Genomic DNA, 19979 nt, shown 5'->3' on the forward strand with positions numbered 1-19979 from the left:
CGTGAGCATCGAGGCCGAGCTGCGTGCGGAGTTCGATCGCTGGGAGCGCAAGGAGAACACACTCTTCCAGGTTCTCCCGTACTTCCTCCTCGCGGTCTGCACCCTTATCGCGCTCCTGCTGCCGCTCTGGGGCGTTTCGCTGCACCTCCCGGTGGTGCTCGGGCTCTCGATCGCGACCACGATCTGGCTGCTCTGTTTCCACACGCTCCGTCCGGAACGGCAGCGGAACGGCCCACTGATGGGCCTGTACTACGCGGGGCTGATGGTGCTGGCCGCCGGCCTGGTGGCGACCGCACCCTGGTACGGCCTCTTCACGTTCGTCGGCTACCCCCAGGCGTTCCGGTACCTGAGAGGCCCCTGGCGGTACGTCGGCGCGGCCGCCACATCCACGATCATGGCGGTGTCGTACCTGGGCGGGGTGGACACCATCACCGCCGGCCTCTGGTGGGCGTGGGTCGCCATCAGCCTGATCAGCACGGTGCTGGCCTGGGCGTTCTCCTACTTCGTCGAAGAGGCCGACCAGCGCAACCACAAACAGAAGCAGGCGCTCGCCGAGTTGCACGAGACGAACGTGAAGCTCGAGGCGGCGCTGGAGGAGAACGCCAGCCTGCACGCCCAACTGCTGGTTCAGGCCCGCGAGGCCGGGGTGCTGGACGAGCGGCAACGGATGGCGCGCGAGATCCACGACACCCTGGCCCAGGGCCTCGCCGGCATCCTCACCCAACTTCAAGCCGCCGAGCAGACGCTGGACGAGCCTCCGACATTGCGCCGGCACATGACGAACGCGATGAACCTGGCCCGGGAGAGCCTGACCGAGGCCCGCCGGACGGTCCACGCGGTGGAGCCGGAGGTGCTCGCCGAGGCCCGGCTCCCGGACGCGATCAGCGACGTGACCCGGCGCTGGTCGGAGGTGAACCACATCGACGCGGTGCTGACCACCACCGGCGACCCCCGACCGATGCATACCGACGTCGAGGTGACGCTGCTGCGAGCCGCCCAGGAGGCGCTCGCCAACGTGGCCAAGCACGCGAAGGCCAGCCGGGTCGGCCTGACCCTGTCGTACATGGAGGATCTGGTGACGCTGGACGTACGGGACGACGGGGTGGGTTTCGCGCCCAACACCAAGCGTGCCAACGGTTCCACGAACGGCGGATTCGGGCTCGCCGGCATGCGACAGCGGGTGCAGCGCCTCGCGGGCCGGCTCGACATCGAGTCGGAACCGGGCGGCGGCACCGCGATCTCAGCTTCCGTGCCTGCGATTCCGGCCGGAGGCGGGCAATGATCTCAATTCTGATCGTCGACGACCACCCGGTGGTCCGGGACGGCTTGCGGGGCATGTTCGGTGCCGATCCGCGCTTCGAGGTGGTTGGCGAGGCCGGTGACGGCGCGGAGGCCGTCGCGGTCGGGGAGAAGCTCCGACCCGACGTGATCCTCATGGATCTGCGGATGCCGCGGGCCGACGGCGTCACGGCCATCAGGGAGCTGGCCAAACGCGGAGTTCCGGCCCGTGTGCTCGTGCTCACCACGTACGACACGGACCGCGATGTCCTGCCCGCCATCGAGGCCGGCGCCACCGGATATCTGCTGAAGGACGCGCCGAGGGAAGAGCTGTTCCGGGCGGTGGAGTCGGCCGCGCAGGGGCAGGCGGTCCTCTCCCCCGCGGTCGCGACCAGGCTCATGGGTCAGATGCGGCAGCCGGCCTCGGAGCCGCTGTCGCAACGTGAGCTGGAGGTCCTGGAACTCATCGCCCGCGGGTCGACCAACCGGGAGGCCGCCAGACAGCTGTTCATCAGCGAGGCGACCGTCAAGACACACCTGCTGCACGTGTACGCGAAACTCGGCGTCAACGACCGTGCGGCCGCCGTCGCCACCGCGTTCTACCGGGGCTACCTGACACCACGCGGCTGACGCATCCGACAGACACCGAGCGGCGCCGAGCACTGAGGCCAGCAGGGACGGCAGAAGCGCGGTCGGAACCGCTCAGCGACGTCCGCCAGCAGACGGGAACCACCCGCTAGAGACGTCCGCTCATCGGCAGAACCGGATGGCGAAGGAAGCGTGTTGGATGGTCACCCGTCACGCACTGTTGTCGACCGGGCCTGACGGCCAGTCACCCAAGCGGTACGGCTGTCCGTGTACGGCATCCTGCTCCTCCGGGCCGCGATGGCCGCTGCCCGGTTGGGCGACGCCCACACCGTTCGGGAGCTGATAGCCGGTGCGCAGGACGCGGCGACATTGCTCGACGTCGACCGCAACGAGTACCACACCGGGTTTGGTCCGACCGCTGTCGAGCTGCACCGCGTGCTGGCCGCCGTCGAACTCGGCGAGGGTAAGGAAGCCATCGCCCTGCACGAGCGGATGGACGGGAAGGCGCTTCGGGGCCTGGTCCCCGAACGTCACGGGCACCACAGCACGGCGCCTCAGATTGCGATCGATCGGACGAGGAGGAACACCGAAGGATCGATCAGCTTTCCTCGGTGGCGTCGTAGTCGGCGGGCACCTTGTACGGCGCGGCGACCCGCGCCCCGGCGGCGACCGGTCCGGACGGGTCCGGTGGCCGCCGCAGGTGGTGGTCGGTGACCGCCTGGTACGCCGCCACGACGGCAAGCAGCCGCTCCTCCCCGAACGGCGGCGCCGCGATGGTCGTGCCCCTCGGCACGGTCAGCCCGGTCGTCTGGTCGACCCCCAGGCCGTACGGGAACGCCATCATCGGCAGCCCGATCCGGTCGACCGCGGTCCCGATCAGCAGTACGTCACACTGGCCGAAGAACTGGTCGAGGGTGCGCTTGAGCAGGATGTAGCGCGCCTCCATCGCCTTGAGGTAACTGTCCGCGCTGCGGAACTGGCCGTTGAGGAAACCGGTGAGGCGGTCGGCGAACAGCCGTACGTCGCGTTGCAGGACCGGCAGGAAGAGGTTCGTCCCCTCGCCGGAGGTGCTGGTCACCGTGCCGGTCAGCTCGTTCCAGCCCTGCGGGTACGGCACTTCGCGTACGGTCACCCCGACCGTCTGCATCGCGGCCAGCATGGCCTCGCGCAGTGGTCTGGTCTCCTCGTTGGCGCCGGTGAGGTAGTCCGGCGGGTAGCCGAGGGTGGTTTCCCAGCGAACCCGGATCCGCTTCTTCCAGTAGTAGACCTCGGCCGCCCGGATGTAGTTCGGCACCTCGGGCAGGCCGAGCGTACGGGGGTCGTTGGGGTCCGGCCCGGCCACCGACTGGAGCATGATCGCGGCGTCCATGGCGTCCCGGGCCAGCGGTCCCGGATGGTCGTGGGTGATGGTCAGCGGCACGATGCCGTACAGGGAGGTCCGGCCGAAGGTCGGCTTGAGGCCGGTCAGGTTCTGCGCGTTCGAGGGCGAGGTGATCGACCCGCCGGTCTGGGTGCCGGTGCCGGAGGTGGCGAGCCGGCCGGCGACCGCGGTGGCGGTTCCGCCCGACGATCCGCTCGGGCTGTACCGGATGTCGTCGGGCGTCCAGGCGTTGTAGGTGGTGGCGGTGCCGTCGGGCAGCCGGGCCCGGCCGGAGGCGAGCGGACCCATCGCCGCCTTGCCGATCATGATCGCGCCGTCGGTCCTGAGCCGGGCGTGCACCGTCGAGTCGTACGCCGGGACGAATCCCTGGTAGACCGGGGACATGGCGGTGGTGGGGATGCCGGCGGTGTAGTAGTTGTCCTTCTCCGCGGTGGTGATGCCGGCCAGCGCCGTCGATCCACTGTGGATTTTCGTACGGCGGGCCAGGTCGAGCAGTTCGGCGTCCGGGCGGCGCCAGAGGAACGCCTGGTACCTGGCCTCGTACCGGTTGATCCGGTCGAGGTAGGCGGCCATCAGGTCCACCGGCTTGAGCAGCCTGCGCCGGAACGCGGCAGCCGCCTCGCTGATGGTCAGCTCGGTCGGGTCGGCCAGCGCCTCGGGGCGGATCGTCCGGGCGAGCGCGCCGTCCCACCAATCTTTCGGCGTACCCGGGCCGGAGCGACCGGCGGCGGTCGGGACCGGGGCCGCGCTGCCCGGTGTGGCCGCGAAGAGCGTGCCGCCGGCCGCTCCGGCGGACGCCGCAGCGGCCCAGAGCCCGGCCATCCGGGACATGAACCAGCGACGGTCGACGGTGAGGTCCTGCGGTTGCACGCCGCCGTCGGTGACCCGGTCGGCCCGGTACGGCACCAGCCGCTCAGTCATCGAGCGCTCCCGTCCACTGGGCGAGTTGGACGGGGTAGAGGGTCGGCACGTCCGCCTGCTGATCGGTCGGGTACGCGTTGATCACGGCGTCCTGGCGGATCACGCTGCGGGCCGAGGAGAACACCCGCGCCTGGTCCATCGGCGCGGCCGGATCGTCTTCCGGCAATACCGAGATGTCGATGCCCAGCAGGGCGTAGCGGGTTCTGATGTAGACGTCAAGTTCCTGATCCGTGGGCGCTGGAGGTACGGCCATAACCACCCCTTCGCTCCTTACCAGCGAATACTGGGCGTCAGCCAACCAGCAGATCATTTCTGCCGGAGATCAGATCGGATTCACGAATGTTTCTACGTCGATACCCGGGAGTTCCCCCCAGCAGCGACCAGACCCGGGGGACGTGATCTTCACGGTCAGCGCATCCGGCGCTCGGGGTGCTGGCGGTTCCAGGCCCGCATCCGTTCCGGGTAGCCGACCCGCGCCGCCTCGTAGATCGGCACCGAGTGCCGGTGCGCCAGCCGCTGGGCGACGCTGGGCGAGCCGGTCCGGCGGCGGATCCACTCGCCGTCGTCGGCGATGGCGACAACGGTCGTGTCCGTGGCCGTCGTCTCCGGTTCGAGGTACAACTCGACCCCGCGCCGGTCGTCGATGAACGCGGACAGCGCCGCGAGGTCGGCGGAGGTTCCCTCCCGGTCGAGCTTCGTGGGCGTGTGATCGTCGGCGGACGTCCGCCGCCGGGACAGCCAGCGCATCAGGTGCTCCTTCGGTCCGAGTCCGAGCAAACCGCCGGCGGGCCTACTCCCGGCAGCACATCCATTGCAGCACCCCTGACCGGGAGAAACCTTCAAGAAACCTGTACGCGAGATGAAAGCTGCAGGCGACCGGAGAACAATTACGTGAATACGATTCTGAATTGTCGGACCATCACCTGAATTGCCGGTGGCGAATCGGGTCGACAGGAGTTCAGTGCGACTCGCGAGCCACCTCGTCGCCGCTGGACCCGATCAGGAAGTCGAGGTCGGCGCCGGTGTCGGCCTGCTGGACGGTGTCGACGTAGAGCCGTTCCCAGCCGCGCTTCGGTGCGGCGTACGCCCGTACGGTCGCCGCGTCCGGCGGGCGCGACTCCCACTCCCCCTCGGGCAGGTCGACGTCCAGGCGCCGGGCCTCGACGTCGAGCACGATCACGTCACCGGTACGCAGCCGCGCCAGCGGACCACCGACCGCCGCCTCCGGGGCGACGTGCAACACCACCGTGCCGTACGCGGTGCCGCTCATCCGGCCGTCGCAGATCCGTACCATGTCGCGGACCCCGGCCCGCAGCAGCTTGGCCGGCAGGGGCAGGTTGGCCACCTCGGGCATGCCCGGATAGCCGCGCGGTCCACAGCCGCGCAGGACCAGCACCGAGTCCGCGTCGACGTCGAGATCCGGGTCGTCGATCCGGGCGTGCAGATCCTCGACGGAGTCGAAGACCATCGCCCGGCCGCGGTGGCGCAGCAGGTGCGGTGACGCCGCCGCCGGTTTGATGATTGCGCCGGACGGGGCCAGGTTGCCGTGGAGCACCGCGATCCCGGCGTGCGGCAGCAGCGGCTGGTCGCGTACCCGGATCACCTCGTGGTCCCAGATCTGGGCCTCGTCGAGGTAGTCGACCAGCGGGCGGCCGGTCACCGTGAGCGCGTCCGGGTCGAGCAGGTCGCGGACCTCACGCAGCACGGCGAGCAGCCCGCCGGCCCGGTACAGGTCGTCCATCAGGAAGCGGCCCGCCGGCTGGAGGTCGACCAGCAACGGCACACCCCCACCGGTACGGTCGAAGTCGTCCTGGGTCAGCTCGATCCCGAGCCGGCCGGCGATGGCGAGCAGGTGCACGACCGCGTTGGTCGATCCGCCGATGGCGGCCAGCGCGACGATCGCGTTCAGGAAAGAGCCCCGGGTGAGCAGGTGACTCGGGCGGCGCTGCTCGGCGACCAGTTCCACGGCGAGCCGACCCGTGTCGTGGGCGCGTTCGAGCAGGCGGCTGTCGGGTGCCGGGGTGCCGGCGAAACCGGGAATGGTGGTGCCGAGGGCCTCCGCGACCAGCGCCATCGTGGACGCGGTGCCCATCGTGTTGCAGTGCCCCCGACTGCGGATCATCGACGACTCGGACCTGAGGAACTGCTCCTCGGACAGGGTGCCCGCGCGGACCTCCTCGGACAGCTTCCACACGTCGGTGCCGCAGCCCAGCGGCACACCCCGGAAGGTGCCGGTCAGCATCGGGCCGCCGGGAACCACCACCGCCGGCAGGTCGACCGAAGCGGCGGCCATCAGCAGCGCCGGAATGGTCTTGTCGCAGCCGCCGAGCAGCACCACGCCGTCGATCGGGTTGGCCCGCAGCATCTCCTCGGTCGCCATCGCCGCCATGTTGCGCCACAGCATCGCGGTCGGGCGTACCTGCGTCTCGCCGAGCGACACCACGGGCAGGTTCAGCGGTATGCCGCCGGCCTCGTACACGCCCTGCTTGACGCTCTCGGCTACCTCGTCGAGGTGGCTGTTGCACGGGGTGAGGTCCGAGGCGGTGTTGGCGATCGCGATGTGCGGGCGGCCGTCGAAGGCGTGCGCGGGCAGGCCCCGGCGCATCCAGGCGCGGTGGATGTAGGCGTTGCGGTCGGTTCCGCCGTACCACTGCGCGCTGCGCTGCCCCGACATGTGAGCGCCTTCCAATTATTGGAACCTCAGTCTACGATTCGGAACGTGGCCGAGGCTACCGCAAGATCTGGTACGGCGGAACAGCCCGCCGCGAGCCCGCTGGTCGGCTCCGACCGGGTGCTCGCCGTCCTCACCGAGCTGGCCCGGCACCCGGACGGCATCGCGCTGGAGGACCTCGCCCGCACCGTGGCCAGCCCCAAACCCACCGTGCACCGGGCACTGGCCGCGCTACGTCGAGCCGGTTTCGCCACCCAGGACGAGCGCCGGCAGTACGTGCTGGGCGACGAATTCATCCGCCTCGCCTTCGCCAACCACGAAGCCCGACTGGACCACCTCCGGGTCGTCCCCATTCTGCGCGAGCTGTCCGCCCGGCACGGCGAGACCGCGCACTACGCCGTACTCGACGGGCGGTCGGTGGTGTACCGGTCGAAGATCGATCCGCCGAGCGGCGCGGTCAGGCTCACCTCCACCGTCGGCGGGCGCAATCCCGCCCACAGCACCGCACTGGGCAAGCTGCTCCTGGCCCACCACCTCCCCGACGACAACGCCGTACGCGCCTGGGCCGCCACCACGCGCCTCGAAGCCCGTACGGAGCGGACCCGGACGGCGGTGGCCGACCTCTGCGCCGAACTGGCCCTGACCAGGCAACGCGGGTACGGCGTCGAGGACCAGGAGAACGAGCCCGGCGTGAGCTGCCTGGCCCTGCCGCTCTTCCTCTCCTCGCCGACCACGCCCAGCGGTGCGGTCAGCATCAGCGCGCTGACGTACCGGACCACGCTGCGGGACCTGGTCGAGGACCTGCCGGCCATCCGCGCCATCGTCGAACGGGGAGGGCGGCCGGTATGAGGGCCTTCGTGGTCACCGGACCGCACCGGTCCGGCGTGCAGGAGGTGGAACCGCCCAAGGCGGGACCGGGCCAGGTCGTGGTCGACGTGTCCCGGGTCGGGGTCTGCGGCACCGACGTCGAATTCTTCACCGGCGAGATGGCGTACCTGCACCAGGGGCACGCGCGGTACCCGATGCGACTGGGTCACGAGTGGTGCGGCACGGTGGCCGAGGTGGGCCGCGGAGTCGATCCGCGCTGGCTCGGCCGGCGGGTCACCGGGGACACGATGCTCGGCTGCGGCCACTGCCGGCGGTGCCTGGGCGGGCTCGGTCACGTCTGCGCGGACCGCAGCGAGATCGGCATCCGGGGCGGGTTCGCCGGTGCGCTGGCCGAGCAGCTGGCCGTACCGGTGAGCGCCCTGCACGCCCTACCGGACACGGTGGACGACACGGCCGGCGCGCTGGTGGAACCGGGCGGCAACGCGCTCCGGTCCGTACGGGCCGCCGCACCCGCTCCGGGTGACCGGGTGCTCGTGCTCGGCCCGGGAACCATCGGGCTGCTGGTGGCCGAGTTCGCCCGCGCCGAGGGCGCCGAGGTGCACGTGGTGGGGAAGGCGCCCCGGTCCCTGGAATTCGCCCGCACCCTGGGTTTTGCCGGTGTGTGGGGCGACGACAGCATCCCGGCGCTGCCCTGGGACGCGGTTGTCGACGCCTCCAACGACCCGGCCGTACCGGCGCTCGCGCTCGACCTGGTGGAACCCGGCGGTCGGGTGGTCTACATCGGCCTGGCCGGGACCCCGAGCCGGCTCGACACCCGGACCCTGGTGCTCAAGGACGTGACCGCGGTGGGGATCCTCGGCGCCTCGACCGGGCTCGCCGGCACGATCGAGCGGTACGCCGCCGCGGCCGTCGACCCCCGGCCGCTGGTCGCCGCCACCGTCGGCCTCGAACAGGTCGGCGAGGTGCTGGCCGGGCGGCTGCCCGACGACGCCGGACCGGGCCCCAAGGTGCACGTCGACCCCCGCCGCTGATCACGGTGGGACCGGCGTCGGTTCCACCCCGCCGCAGGTGTCGACGCGCCAGCGGGATTAGGCCGGCAATCGACGGGTAAGCGCCGGTCCTCACCAGGTGGGAGGGATCAGATGTCCGAACGACACACGGTGTTGCGCTCGATGCACGATCTGGGATTGGCGGCCTGGTTCGGCGGCTCGCTGATGGGGGCGGTCGGCGTCAACAGCGCGGCGACACGGGTCGACAACTCGAAGGAACGGCTCGGCGTGGCCTCGGCCGGCTGGGCCCGGTGGACGCCGGTCAACGCCGCCGCGATCGGTGCCCACATGGCCGGTGCCGCGGGCGAGTTGGTGACCGAGAGCCCACGGGTGATCGCCCAGGCCGGGGTCGCCAGGATGAGCCTGGTCAAGACCGGGCTCACCGTCGCGGCACTGGCGGTGACCGGCTACAGCCGGATGCTCGGCATGAGACTGCAGAAGGCCGGTGGTCCGCCAGTCGACGGGACCACCGAACCGAACCACGCCACCCCGAAGGACATCGCGTCGAGCCAGCGCCAGCTCCGGGTGCTCCAGTGGGCGATTCCCGCCCTCACCGGCGCGCTGATCGTAATCACCGCGCTCGCCGGTGAGCAGCAGAAGCCGGGCCAGGTGGCCAAGGGAATGCTGCAACGGGCCAAGAGCATGCGGCGCCGCCAGTCGCACGCGTCCCGGTACGCCTCGACGGCGATGCGGCACGTACCCGGCGCGATGCAGCAGGCGTCGGGCGCGATGCGGCACGTACCGGGGGCGATGCGACAGGCGTCCGGCGGGCTGCGGTACGCCTCCAAGGGCATGGGTCGGGTGATGGCCGCACGGTCGGCCATGCACGCGCTGTCGATGCTGCGGCGCTGAACGTACGGACAGGTCGTCCCGGGCCCGGTGCCGCGCTGCAGGCCGGAGCCCCGGGGCGGTCACCTGAGGAACGCCGACGGCGGTCGGTGCCGGTTCGGCACCGACCGCCGTTACCGGCGGGACCCTGCGATCAGCGGCTGGCCAGCCCGGCGCGCCGCTTGGTCCAGACGTCGAACGCCACGGCCGCGAGCAGCACGATGCCCTTGACCAGCATCACCCGCTCGCTGGGGGCACCGATCAGGGACATGCCATTGTTGATCACGCCCATGATCAGACCACCGGTGATGGCGCCGACCACCTTGCCGACGCCGCCCTGGACTGCCGCGCCGCCGATGAACGCGGCCGCGATCGCGTCGAGTTCGAAGGAGTTACCCGCGGTCGGGCCGGCCTGGTTGAGCCGGCCGGCGAAGATGACCCCGGCGAGTGCGGCGAGCACGCCCATGTTGACGAAGATCCAGAAGATCACCGACTTGACCTTGACACCGGAGAGCGTCGCAGCCTGTACGTTGCCACCGACCGCGTAGATCTGGCGGCCGAACACCACCCGGTTGGTGAGCAGCGAGTAGCCGAGCACCAGCACCGCCAGCAGCACCAGCACCCAGGGCAGGTTCTTGAACCGGGCGAGCTGCACCACCACCGCCAGGACCACCACGGCAGCCGCGACGATCTTCAGCAGGAACAGCGGCAGCGGGTCCACGACCTGCTGGTAGCCGAGCCGCGCCTTGCGCGTACGCCACTGGGTACCGGCGATGCCGACCACCGCGACCACACCCACCAGGAGGCTGAACAGGTCCGCGCCACCCAGTGGCCCGAGGCCGATGTTGCCGAAGTAACCGCTGGTGAACCCGTTGGAAAGGGTACGGATCTCCTCCGGGAACGGGCCGATGCCCTGGTTACCCAGGACGGTGAGGGTCAGCGCGCGGAAGAGCAGCATGCCGGCCAGCGTGACGATGAACGCCGGGATGCCGAAGTACGCGATCCAGTAGCCCTGCCAGGCACCGATCAGCCCACCGACCACCAACGTGATCAGCAGTGCGAGGGGCCAGGGAACATCGTGGTTGACCATCAGCACCGCGGAGATCGCACCGCTGACCGCCACCACCGATCCCACCGACAGGTCGATGTGGCCGGCGATGATGATCAGGATCATCCCGATCGCGAGGATCAGGATGTACGAGTTCTGCACGATGATGTTTGAGATGTTCTGCGGCTGTAGCAGGTCGCCGCCGGTCAACACCGAGAACAACACGATGATCAGGGCGAACGCGACGTAGATGCCGCTCTGCCGAAGGTTCAGCGAGAGTCGTCGCTGCGGCTTGCCGTCCGGTGGCCGCGAGTCGCCGACGCCGACCACGGCACCGGCATCGGCGCTCGCGGGTGCGATGCTGCTCATCGGGTCTACTCCTGTTCCTTGGTCATGTACTGCATGAGTCGTTCCTGGGTGGCGTCCTTGCGGTCGACCTCGCCGGTCACCCGGCCCGCCGACAGGGCGTAGACGCGGTCACAGAGGCCCAGTAGTTCGGGCAGTTCCGACGAGATGACCAGCACGGCCTTGCCCTCGTCGGCGAGCCGGTTGATGATCGAGTAGATCTCGTACTTCGCGCCGACGTCGATGCCACGGGTCGGCTCGTCGAGGATCAGTACGTCCGGATCCGTGAAGATCCACTTCGACAGCACGACCTTCTGCTGGTTACCACCGCTGAGCTTGCCGGTGATGCTCGCGACGGTCGGCGCCTTGATGTTCATGCTGGTCCGGAAGTCGTTCGCGACCCGGTACTCCTCGTTCTCGTTCACCCAGCCCCGACGGGCGAGCTTGCGCAGCCCGGCAGCGGAGATGTTGCGCTTGATGTCGTCGATCAGGTTGAGCCCGTACCGCTTGCGGTCCTCGGTCACGTACGCGATGCCGTGCCGGATGGCGTCCCGGACCGAGCGCAGCTCGATCTGGTGACCGTCCTTGAAGATCCGGCCGGAGATGTTCGTCCCGTACGAGCGGCCGAAGACACTCATCGCAAGCTCCGTACGACCGGCGCCCATCAGACCGGCCAGCCCTACGATCTCGCCCCGACGCAGGCTCAGGTTGGCCTTCGAGACCACCACCCGGCCGCGCTGGGTCGGGCTGTGTACGGTCCAGTCCTCGATCCGCAGGACCTCCTCGCCGATCCGCGACTCGTGCGGCGGGAAGCGGTTCTCCAGGGCCCGGCCGACCATCCCGGAGATGATGCGGTCCTCGGTGACCTCCTCGACCGCCGGATCGAGGGTCTCGATCGAGCGCCCGTCGCGCAGGATCGTGATCCGGTCGGCGATCTCCCGGACCTCGTTGAGCTTGTGCGAGATGATCACGGACGTGATGCCCTGGCTGCGCAGCCCGCGCAGCAGGTCGAGCAGGTGGGCGGAGTCGTCGTCGTTCAACGCGGCGGTCGGCTCGTCGAGGATCAGCAGTCGCACCCGCTTGGAGAGCGCCTTGGCGATCTCGACCAGCTGCTGCTTGCCCACGCCCAGGTCGAGCACCGGCGTCACCGGGTTCTCCGTCAACCCCACCCGACGCAGCAACTCGGCCGCCTCGTGGTTGGTCCGGTTCCAGTCGATCAGCCCGCGGTTCGACAACTCGTTGCCGAGGAAGATGTTCTCCGCGATGGAAAGCTGCTGGGCGAGCGCCAGCTCCTGGTGGATGATCGCGATGCCGCGCTGCTCGCTGGCCCGGATGTCGCCGAACTTGGACAGCTCGCCGTCGACGTAGATCTCGCCCTCGTACGACCCGTACGGGTAGACGCCCGAGAGCACCTTCATCAAAGTCGACTTGCCCGCGCCGTTCTCGCCGCAGATCGCGTGGATCTCGCCCCGGCGTACGGACAGGTTGACGTCCTGGAGCGCCTTCACCCCGGGGAACGTCTTGGTGATCCCGCGCATCCGCAGGATGTTGTCGTCGGTCATGCCTGGTGTCCCTCCGGGCTGTGCTGATCGCCGTTGAGCCGCGTCACCCCGCCGGTCCTGCCGCCGGCCCGGTGTTCCCGGATCCGGCGGCAGGACCGCGCGATCGAATTACTTCAGCTGGTCGGCGGTGTAGAAACCGGAGTCGACCACGGCCTTCTGGTAGTTCGACTTGTCCACCACGACCGGCTGCAGCAGGAACGACGGGACGACCTTGTTGCCGTTGTCGTAGTCGGTCGTGTTGTTCACCTCGGGCTTGTCGCCCTTGAGTACGGCGTCCGCCATCTTGACCGTCACGTCGGCGAGCTGCCGGGTGTCCTTGTAGACGGTCGAGTACTGCTCACCCGCGATGATCGACTTCACCGATGCCAGCTCGGCGTCCTGACCGGTGACCGGCGGGTACGGCTGGCCGGCGGTGCCGTAGCCGTTGCTCTTGAGCGCGGACAGGATGCCGATCGACAGCCCGTCGTACGGGGACAGCACGCCGTTGACCTTGGTGCCGCCGCTGTAGGTCTTCGACAGCAGGTCCTCCATCCGCTTCTGCGCGGTGGCCGGGTCCCAGCGCAGGATGGCGACGGTCTTGAAGTCCTTCTGACCGCTCTTCACCACCAGCGTGCCCTTGTCCAGGTACGGCTGCAGGACCGACATCGCGCCGTTGAAGAAGAAGGTGGCGTTGTTGTCGTCCGGCGAGCCGGCGAACAGCTCGATGTTGAACGGGCCCTTGGCCTCGCCGTCGGTGCCGTCGGCCTTCTTCAGACCCAGGCCGACCAGCAGCGAGGTGGCCTGCTCGACGCCGACCTTGAAGTTGTCGAAGGTGGCGTAGTAGTCCACGTTCGGGCTGTTGCGGATCAGGCGGTCGTAGGAGATGACCGGGATCTTCTTGTCCCCGGCCTCCTGCAACTGCGTGGTCAGCGCGGTGCCGTCGATCGAGGCCACGATGAGCAGCTTGGCGCCCCTCGTGATCTGGTTCTCGATCTGGTTGACCTGCGTCGGGATGTCGTTCTCGGCGTACTGCAGGTCGACCTTGTAGCCCAGCTTCTCCAGCGCGCTCTTGACGTTGTCACCGTCGTGGATCCAACGCTCGGAGGACCTGGTCGGCATGGTGACGCCGATCAGGGCGCCGGCGTTGTTCCCGCCCTCCGCGCCCTGGTCGACGGTCTTGGTGCTCGAGCCGCAGGCCGTCAGGGCGGCGGCGAGCGTGATGGCTCCTGCCACCGACGCGAGCCGTACGAACCTCATGTTCTCTCCTTTGAGTACAGAGCGCGGGGGCCGACCGTGATCAGTTGATCCGGCTGCGAAGGTCGCCGCGATTCATTCCTGGGGGTGTCGACCGACCTCGGGCCGGTCGACGTGATCGTGCGGATGAGGGACGGAATCTCCCTCACCCCCTGCCCGGCAGCCCTTGGGCAAGCCGGTAGTAGGCCTGGTTCCAGCGCAGCCGGTCGGTGAAGCCGGTGGCGGTGGTGTGCTGGTCGATCACCAGCAGTTCGGTGCGGAGCATGTTCGCGAAGTCCGTCAAGGTCTCCACCCCGACGGCCTGGGTCAGCACCGTGTGGTGCGGTCCCCCGGCGGTCAGCCAGGACTCGGCCGAGGTGGACAGCGACGGGGCCGGCTTCCACACCGCCCGCGCCACCGGCAGGTTCGGCAGCGGCTCGTCCGGCGGGACAACCTCGATCTCGTTGGCCACGAAGCGGAACCGGTCGCCGAGGTCGGCCAGCCCGATCACCACGCCGGGCCCGGAGACGGCGTCGAAGACGAGCCGGACCGGGTCCTCCCGGCCGCCGATGCCGAGCGGGTGGATCTCGCAGGACGGCTGCCCACCGGCGATGGTCGGGCAGACCTCCAGCATGTGCGCGCCGAGGATCTTCGGCTCGCCCGGCCCGAAGTGGTAGGTGTAGTCCTCCATGAAGGAGGTGCCGCGCCCGGTGCCGACCCCCATCGCCTTGACGGCGGCGAGCAGTGCGGAGGTCTTCCAGTCGCCCTCGCCACCGAAGCCGTAGCCGTCGGCCATCAACCGCTGGACCGCGATGCCGGGAAGCTGGCGCAGCCCGCCGAGGTCCTGGAAGTTGGTGGTGAACGCACCGAAGCCGCCAGTGGTGAGGAACTGGCGCAGGCCGAGTTCGATCCGGGCGGCGTACCGCAGTTCCGGGTGGCGCTGGCCGGACGAGGCGAGTTCCGGGGCGAGCCGGTACTGGTCGGCGTACTCCACGACCAGCTTGTCGATCGCGTCGTCGGCCACCTGGTCGACCAGCTCGACGAGGTCGTTGACGCCGTACGTGTTCACCGAGACGCCGAAGCGCAGCTCGGCCTCGACCTTGTCGCCCTCGGTGACCGCGACGTCGCGCATGTTGTCGCCGAAGCGGGCCAGGCGCAGCGTACGGAGATGGCTGTAGCCGGCGGCGGCACGGGCCCAGCCGTCGATCCGGGCCACCAGGGCCGGGTCGGAGGCGTGTCCGGCGACGGTCTTGCGGGCCACGCCGAGCCGGGTCTGGATGAACCCGAACTCCCGGTCACCGTGCGCTGCCTGGTTGAGGTTCATGAAGTCCATGTCGATGGACGCCCACGGCAGCGCGACGTTGAGCTGGGTGTGCAGGTGCAGCAGCGGCTTACGCAGGACGTCGAGCCCGCTGATCCACATCTTCGCCGGGGAGAACGTGTGCATCCAGGCGATGACCCCGATGCAGTCCGGGTCGGCGTTCGCCGCGAGCATCACCTGCCGGATCGCGCCCGCGTCGGTGAGGACCGGTTGCCACACCAGTTCCGCGGCGATCCGACCGGCGCCGGTCAGCGTCCGCTGGATCTCCTGCGACTGCTCGGCCACCTGCTGAAGCGTCTCCGGGCCGTAGAGGTGCTGGCTGCCGGTGAGGAACCAGATCTGGGGTTTGGTGTCCGGTGTGATGGCGGATCCTCCTGTTCCGGGCATGACTCAGGCCTGCCCGTACACGTTCTGGTAGCGGGCGTAGAGCGAGTCGATGTCGTCGGCCGCGAGCGGCAGCGGGGTGCCGAGCTGGCGGGAGATGTGTACGGTCCGCGCCACGTCCTCGCACATCACTGCCGCCTTGACCGCGGCTCGGGCGCTGGCCCCGATGGTGAACACGCCGTGGTTGCGCATCAGCACCGCCGGCGACCGGTGCCCGGTGAGGGTGGCGACGATGCCCTGGCCGATCGAGTCGTCCCCGATCAGTGCGAACGGGCCGACCGGGATCTCGCCACCGAACTCGTCCGCGATCATCGTGAGCACGCACGGGATCGGCTCGGCCCTCGCCGACCAGGCGGTCGCGTACGTCGAGTGGGTGTGCACCACGCCGCCGACGTGCGGCATGTGCTTGTAGACGTAGGCGTGGGCGGCGGTGTCGGAGGACGGCGCCAGCTCACCGTCGACGAGATTGGCGTCGAGGTCGGTCACCACCATGTTGTCGGCGGTGATCTCGTCGTAGCTGACCCCGGACGGCTTGATGACCAGCAGGTCCGCGCCGGGGACCCGGGCGGAGACGTTGCCGGCGGTCCAGACCACCAATTCGTTGCGCGGCAGTTCGGCGTGCAGCGCGGCGACCTGGGCGCGCAGCGTACGGATGGTCCCGGCGACGGATTCGGTGACGGTCACTTGGTCACCGTCTGGGCCGTCGGTGCCTCGGTCGGCGCAGCGGTGGCGTTCGCGAGGGCCTGTCGGCGGATCGCCCGGAGTCTGCGCATCACGCCGTTGCCTCCCCGGCCGAAGTGGTCGTGAAGTTGGCGGTACTCGTCGAACAGCTCGTCGTAGCGGGCCGCCGCCGCCTCGTCCGGTACGTAGACGGCGCGCTCGACCCGACCCATCCGAGCCGCCGCGGCGCGTACGTCGGGGTAGACCCCGGCCGCGACGGCGGCGTGGATGGCCGAGCCGAGGGCCGGTCCCTGGGCGGAGGTGATCAGCGACAGCGGCAGCCGGGTCACGTCGCTGTAGATCTGCATCAGCAGCTTGTTCTTGGTCAGCCCGCCGACCACGACCAGTTCGGAGACCGGTACGCCGGCACCGGCGAAGGTCTCGATGATGGTCCGGGTGCCGAAGGCGGTCGCTTCGAGCAGCGCCCGGTAGATGTCCTCCGGACGGGTCGCCAGCGTCTCCCCCACGAGCAGCCCGGACAGTTCGTGGTCGACCAGGACGGAGCGGTTTCCGCTGTGCCAGTCCAGGGCGACGAGTCCGTGTTGACCGACCTGCTGCTCCGCGGCCAGCCGGGTGAGGTAATCGTGCGTGGTCAGACCCTCGGCCTGGGCCCGTTCGGTGTAACCGGCCGGCACCTGGGTCGAGACGAAGTGGGCGAAGATGTCGCCGACGCCGCTCTGGCCGGCCTCGTAGCCCCAGCTACCGGCGACGATCCCGCCGTCGACCACGCCGCACATGCCCGGTACGTCCCGCAGTTCGCGGCCGTTCATCACGTGGCAGGTGGAGGTGCCCATGATGGCGACCATCTGGCCGGGTTCCAGGGCGTTGCCGGCCGCGGCCGTGACGTGCGCGTCGACGTTGCCGACCGCCACCGGGATGCCGACCGGCAGCCCGGTCCAGGCCGCCGCCTGCGCGCTGAGCGTGCCGGCGGCGGAGCCGAGCGCGCCGATCGGCTGGTCGAGCTTGGTTGCGACGAAGTCCGCGAAGGCGGGGTTGAGCGCGGCCAGGAACTCCGGGCTCGGATATTGGCCGTCCTGGAGGATGCCCTTGTACCCCGCGCTGCAGGCGTTGCGGACGTAGTTGCCGGTGAGCTGCCAGACGATCCAGTCCGCCGCCTCGACCCAGCGTTCCATGGCCGCGTAGACCTCGGGGTCCTCCTCCAGTAGCTGGAGTGCCTTGGCGAACTCCCACTCCGACGAGATCAGCCCACCGTAACGAGGAAGCCACGATTCGTTGCGCTCCGCGGCCAGCTCGTTGATCCGGTCGGCCTGCGGCTGGGCGGCGTGGTGCCGCCAGAGCTTCACGAAGGCGTGCGGACGGTCGGCGAAACGGGGCAGTTCGCTGAGCGGGGTGCCGTCGGCCAGCGTCGGAACCATGGTGCAGGCGGTGAAGTCGGTGCCGATTCCGACCACCGCCGCCGGGTTCGCACCGGCATCGGCCAGTGCGGCCGGTACGGCGTACCGCAGCACGTCGACGTAGTCGCCGGGCACCTGGAGTGCCCAGTCGGCACCGAGCGGGACGGTGCCACCCGGCAGCGCGTCGGTGAGCACGGCGTGCGGGTATTCGAAGACCGCGGACCCGAGTTCGGTGCCGTCCACCGCCCGGACCACGACGGCACGGCCGGACAGCGTCCCGTAGTCGACTCCGACTACGAGCGCTTCTGACGGATCGATCGGCATGTCTGGCACCTTCGGGGGGTGGACGGACGAGGTCGGGAGCCTGTAGGCGCGGGCTCCGGACCACGAGTGTTATCGCTAACATTCGCGCGGTCAACCGGGGGTCGTAACATTTCAGTAACGACCAGGGGTGTTTTGCCACACAAGCGGCTACATTCCGTTACCCGCTCGCCGCCCGCTAGGCATCCAAGTCGCGCATCGGAGCACTCACCGCCCGGGCCCGCGTCGACGCGGGCCGGGGTCGTGGAGTACCGGCGTCAGGTCGGGCCGGGGCGCGGACCGGCGCCGGATCGGGCCGGCGTCAGGTGGCCCTGGTCGCGGACAGGGGGTCAGGTCGGGGCGCGGGTCAGCGCGGCGGAGGCGCGACGCTCGCCCGGGACACCAGGGTCGGCGCGACGGTCTGTCGGCTGGTCGTCGGCAGCCCGGACTCGATCTGCTCCAGCAGCAGGGCAAGGCTCGCCCGCGCCACGGCACCGAAGTCCGGCCGGATGGTCGTCAGTGGAGGGATGAAGTACGCCGCCTCCGGCACGTCGTCGAAGCCGACGATGCTGACCTCCTCCGGCACCCGGCGACCCCGTTCGCTCATCGCCCGCAGGATGCCGAGCGCCAGGTGGTCGTTGGCGGCGAAGATCGCGGTGACCTCCGGCATCCGGGCCAGCATCTGCCCGGCCCGGTAACCCGAGGCGGCGGTCCAGTCGGCGGGCATCAGCGGCGGCAGTTCGGCACCGGCGGCCCGCAGCGCCTCCCGCCAACCCTCGATCCGGCCGGCGCTGTCGAACCACTCGGCCGGGCCGGAAACGTGCCATACCGTCTGGTGACCGGCGTCGAGCAGGTGCCGGGTGGCGTCCCGTGCCCCGGTCACCTGGTCGACCGTGACCAGTGCGGCCGACCGCCGCGGGTCACCGTCGATCGCCACCAGCGGCACGTCGGCGGGCAGGTCGTCGAGGGCCTCGTTCGCCGACGTCACCGGCGCGATGACCATGATCCCGGCAACCCGGTGGTCGAGGTGACGGGCGACCGCCTCGGCGATGGATCGACGGTCGAGCACGCTGACGCTGCCCACGCTGACGGCGAAGCCGGCTTCCGCCGCGGCCTGCTCGAAGGCGGCGAGCAACGACGCCGGGCCGTACAGGGTGGAGTTCTGCGTGACGACGCCGATCGACTGCGATCGACCGGTGACCAGGGTCCGGGCGGCCCGGTTCGGTCGGTAACCCAGCTCGGCGATGGCGGCGCGAACCCGGCTGCGGGTCTGCTCGCGGACGTTCGGATGATCGTTGAGCACCCGGGACACCGTCTGGTGGGACACCCCGGCAAGACGCGCGACATCGGTCATCGCGGGATTGCGCATCATCCTGTTATCCACTTTCACTACCTCACTCGGGGAAAGCTCACATATCGCCGCGTCTGCACCGAGCGCCGCTTGGGAATCTGATTATCGTCGGCCATGCCCGACGGATTCACCCACCCACGCGCGGGTATCCGCGGCGAACCGATCGGCCAGCTACCGATCGGTCGGGTACGGAACCCGACGGCGGCGCCGGTCGACACGGTGCGTCATGCCGTAACACGGAGGACGCGTCGGGGCCCGCTCTCCTTCCACCACAGCCGATACCATGCCGGCAGCGATCATGTTAGCGATAACATCGCCCTCGTCAAGGGTCCCGCGGTGGCCGCATCACCTCCGCGACCCCGGTACGGCAGAGCGGGGCGGTTACCGGAACGCCGCTTCCGGACCGCCCACACTCTCCCCCCACCGGTTGGTGGACACCGTCACCATCGGACCTGCCGCCCGACGGCCGGCATCATCGGGAACTCCGACCGGGGTCGCGCCGAGCGCCGGGCGAGCAGTCGCGACAACCGCCGCCGGGTGCCGAGGACTCCGGTGCCGTACCGCCAGTGAAGGCCGACCGTCGGCCGGAGCGGCAACTCCGACGCCGGGTGCGACCCGAGGGCCAGCAGGGACCAGACGGAGACCCGACGTCGGGCAAAACGGTGGTCGTGACGACGGTCCGGCGGCGGCCAGTCCGGCCCACCGGAGGTCGGGGTGCCCAGCCACGAGAACATCGCGGTCCCCTCCACCCGTTCGCCTCCCCCGGACTCCGGCTCCGGGGCATGCAGGTGAAGCTCGGCCACCATGCTCACCCCCCTCCGACCTCCGGTGCGGCGG

The 19979-nt window shown here is 69.9% G+C and carries 18 protein-coding genes; 5 read left to right on the forward strand and 13 right to left on the reverse strand.

The genetic code is table 11. The annotated features are described in order from the left end of the window. Position 1: 1 nt before the first annotated feature. Together AB0J90_RS02015 and AB0J90_RS02020 are read left to right on the forward strand one after the other, a co-directional pair. A complete protein-coding gene (locus AB0J90_RS02015) occupies positions 2–1282 on the forward strand; it encodes a sensor histidine kinase (RefSeq protein ID WP_363591170.1) in 1281 nt (426 codons plus the stop codon). After that, positions 1279–1908 (forward strand): response regulator transcription factor, encoded by a 630-nt coding sequence (locus tag AB0J90_RS02020; protein ID WP_363591172.1) that lies wholly within the window; start codon positions 1279–1281, stop codon positions 1906–1908. Before AB0J90_RS02015 ends, AB0J90_RS02020 begins: the two co-directional genes overlap by 4 nt. Positions 1909–2076: 168 nt before the next feature. Here AB0J90_RS02020 and AB0J90_RS02025 read toward each other — a convergent pair whose 3' ends face one another. The 5 genes from AB0J90_RS02025 to AB0J90_RS02045 all read right to left on the reverse strand — a co-directional run bounded on the left by AB0J90_RS02025 (position 2077) and on the right by AB0J90_RS02045 (position 6842). Continuing rightward, on the reverse strand, positions 2077–2400 hold the full coding sequence (locus AB0J90_RS02025; protein WP_363591174.1) for a hypothetical protein: 324 nt from the start codon (positions 2398–2400) through the stop codon (positions 2077–2079). 64 nt (positions 2401–2464) lie between these two features. Continuing rightward, on the reverse strand, positions 2465–4168 hold the full coding sequence (locus AB0J90_RS02030) for an amidase (protein WP_363591176.1): 1704 nt from the start codon (positions 4166–4168) through the stop codon (positions 2465–2467). Further along, the gene (locus AB0J90_RS02035; protein ID WP_363591178.1) at positions 4161–4421 is read right to left on the reverse strand and encodes a hypothetical protein; all 261 of its coding nucleotides are present in this window, start codon (positions 4419–4421) and stop codon (positions 4161–4163) included. The genes AB0J90_RS02030 and AB0J90_RS02035 overlap by 8 nt, the downstream gene beginning before the upstream one ends. 155 nt (positions 4422–4576) lie before the next feature. After that, the gene (locus tag AB0J90_RS02040) at positions 4577–4915 is read right to left on the reverse strand and encodes a hypothetical protein (protein ID WP_363591180.1); all 339 of its coding nucleotides are present in this window, start codon (positions 4913–4915) and stop codon (positions 4577–4579) included. Positions 4916–5126: 211 nt separating this feature from the next. Then, positions 5127–6842 (reverse strand): IlvD/Edd family dehydratase, encoded by a 1716-nt coding sequence (locus tag AB0J90_RS02045; RefSeq protein WP_363591182.1) that lies wholly within the window; start codon positions 6840–6842, stop codon positions 5127–5129. Positions 6843–6887: 45 nt separating this feature from the next. Here AB0J90_RS02045 and AB0J90_RS02050 point away from each other — a divergent pair, with 45 nt between their 5' ends. The 3 genes from AB0J90_RS02050 (at position 6888) to AB0J90_RS02060 (ending at position 9568) form a co-directional block, all read left to right on the forward strand. After that, positions 6888–7688, forward strand: coding sequence for an IclR family transcriptional regulator (locus AB0J90_RS02050; protein WP_363591184.1), 801 nt, complete (start codon positions 6888–6890; stop codon positions 7686–7688). Further along, positions 7685–8698, forward strand: a complete 1014-nt coding sequence (locus AB0J90_RS02055) for an alcohol dehydrogenase catalytic domain-containing protein (protein ID WP_363591186.1) — start codon at positions 7685–7687, stop codon at positions 8696–8698. Before AB0J90_RS02050 ends, AB0J90_RS02055 begins: the two co-directional genes overlap by 4 nt. Positions 8699–8809: 111 nt before the next feature. Then, positions 8810–9568, forward strand: a complete 759-nt coding sequence (locus AB0J90_RS02060; protein ID WP_363591188.1) for a hypothetical protein — start codon at positions 8810–8812, stop codon at positions 9566–9568. Positions 9569–9698: 130 nt separating this feature from the next. Here the strand turns inward: AB0J90_RS02060 and mmsB are convergent, their stop codons facing one another. The 8 genes from mmsB to AB0J90_RS02100 form a co-directional block, all read right to left on the reverse strand. After that, positions 9699–10961 (reverse strand): multiple monosaccharide ABC transporter permease, encoded by a 1263-nt coding sequence (gene mmsB / locus AB0J90_RS02065; RefSeq protein ID WP_363591190.1) that lies wholly within the window; start codon positions 10959–10961, stop codon positions 9699–9701. Positions 10962–10966: 5 nt separating this feature from the next. Beyond that, positions 10967–12499: a multiple monosaccharide ABC transporter ATP-binding protein gene (gene mmsA, locus AB0J90_RS02070; protein ID WP_363591192.1), complete on the reverse strand. Its 1533-nt coding sequence runs from the start codon at positions 12497–12499 to the stop codon at positions 10967–10969. Between the two features lie 108 nt (positions 12500–12607). Continuing rightward, a complete protein-coding gene (gene chvE / locus AB0J90_RS02075) occupies positions 12608–13735 on the reverse strand; it encodes a multiple monosaccharide ABC transporter substrate-binding protein (protein ID WP_363591194.1) in 1128 nt (375 codons plus the stop codon). Between the two features lie 142 nt (positions 13736–13877). Beyond that, positions 13878–15419, reverse strand: a complete 1542-nt coding sequence (araA, locus tag AB0J90_RS02080; protein WP_363591196.1) for an L-arabinose isomerase — start codon at positions 15417–15419, stop codon at positions 13878–13880. Between the two features lie 3 nt (positions 15420–15422). Next, on the reverse strand, positions 15423–16100 hold the full coding sequence (locus AB0J90_RS02085) for an L-ribulose-5-phosphate 4-epimerase (RefSeq protein WP_363591198.1): 678 nt from the start codon (positions 16098–16100) through the stop codon (positions 15423–15425). Continuing rightward, positions 16097–17815, reverse strand: a complete 1719-nt coding sequence (araB, locus tag AB0J90_RS02090) for a ribulokinase (RefSeq protein WP_363591200.1) — start codon at positions 17813–17815, stop codon at positions 16097–16099. Before araB ends, AB0J90_RS02085 begins: the two co-directional genes overlap by 4 nt. Before the next feature lie 343 nt (positions 17816–18158). After that, positions 18159–19160, reverse strand: coding sequence for a LacI family DNA-binding transcriptional regulator (locus AB0J90_RS02095; protein WP_363591393.1), 1002 nt, complete (start codon positions 19158–19160; stop codon positions 18159–18161). Positions 19161–19582: 422 nt separating this feature from the next. Further along, positions 19583–19948 (reverse strand): hypothetical protein, encoded by a 366-nt coding sequence (locus tag AB0J90_RS02100; RefSeq protein WP_363591202.1) that lies wholly within the window; start codon positions 19946–19948, stop codon positions 19583–19585. Positions 19949–19979: the final 31 nt, after the last annotated feature.

The organism is Micromonospora sp. NPDC049523, from assembly GCF_040676775.1.
Lineage (GTDB): Bacteria > Actinomycetota > Actinomycetes > Mycobacteriales > Micromonosporaceae > Micromonospora_G.

Excerpts from the sequence above, each read along its gene's own strand:
- AB0J90_RS02020 (WP_363591172.1), top strand. The coding sequence starts at position 1,279 with ATGATCTCAATTCTGATCGTCGACGACCACCCGGTGGTCCGGGACGGC.
- AB0J90_RS02030 (WP_363591176.1), bottom strand. The coding sequence starts at position 4,168 with ATGACTGAGCGGCTGGTGCCGTACCGGGCCGACCGGGTCACCGACGGC.
- AB0J90_RS02035 (WP_363591178.1), bottom strand. The coding sequence starts at position 4,421 with ATGGCCGTACCTCCAGCGCCCACGGATCAGGAACTTGACGTCTACATC.
- AB0J90_RS02040 (WP_363591180.1), bottom strand. The coding sequence starts at position 4,915 with ATGCGCTGGCTGTCCCGGCGGCGGACGTCCGCCGACGATCACACGCCC.
- AB0J90_RS02045 (WP_363591182.1), bottom strand. The coding sequence starts at position 6,842 with ATGTCGGGGCAGCGCAGCGCGCAGTGGTACGGCGGAACCGACCGCAAC.
- AB0J90_RS02055 (WP_363591186.1), top strand. The coding sequence starts at position 7,685 with ATGAGGGCCTTCGTGGTCACCGGACCGCACCGGTCCGGCGTGCAGGAG.
- AB0J90_RS02060 (WP_363591188.1), top strand. The coding sequence starts at position 8,810 with ATGTCCGAACGACACACGGTGTTGCGCTCGATGCACGATCTGGGATTG.
- mmsB (WP_363591190.1), bottom strand. The coding sequence starts at position 10,961 with ATGAGCAGCATCGCACCCGCGAGCGCCGATGCCGGTGCCGTGGTCGGC.
- mmsA (WP_363591192.1), bottom strand. The coding sequence starts at position 12,499 with ATGACCGACGACAACATCCTGCGGATGCGCGGGATCACCAAGACGTTC.
- chvE (WP_363591194.1), bottom strand. The coding sequence starts at position 13,735 with ATGAGGTTCGTACGGCTCGCGTCGGTGGCAGGAGCCATCACGCTCGCC.
- araA (WP_363591196.1), bottom strand. The coding sequence starts at position 15,419 with ATGCCCGGAACAGGAGGATCCGCCATCACACCGGACACCAAACCCCAG.
- araB (WP_363591200.1), bottom strand. The coding sequence starts at position 17,815 with ATGCCGATCGATCCGTCAGAAGCGCTCGTAGTCGGAGTCGACTACGGG.
- AB0J90_RS02095 (WP_363591393.1), bottom strand. The coding sequence starts at position 19,160 with ATGCGCAATCCCGCGATGACCGATGTCGCGCGTCTTGCCGGGGTGTCC.
- AB0J90_RS02100 (WP_363591202.1), bottom strand. The coding sequence starts at position 19,948 with ATGGTGGCCGAGCTTCACCTGCATGCCCCGGAGCCGGAGTCCGGGGGA.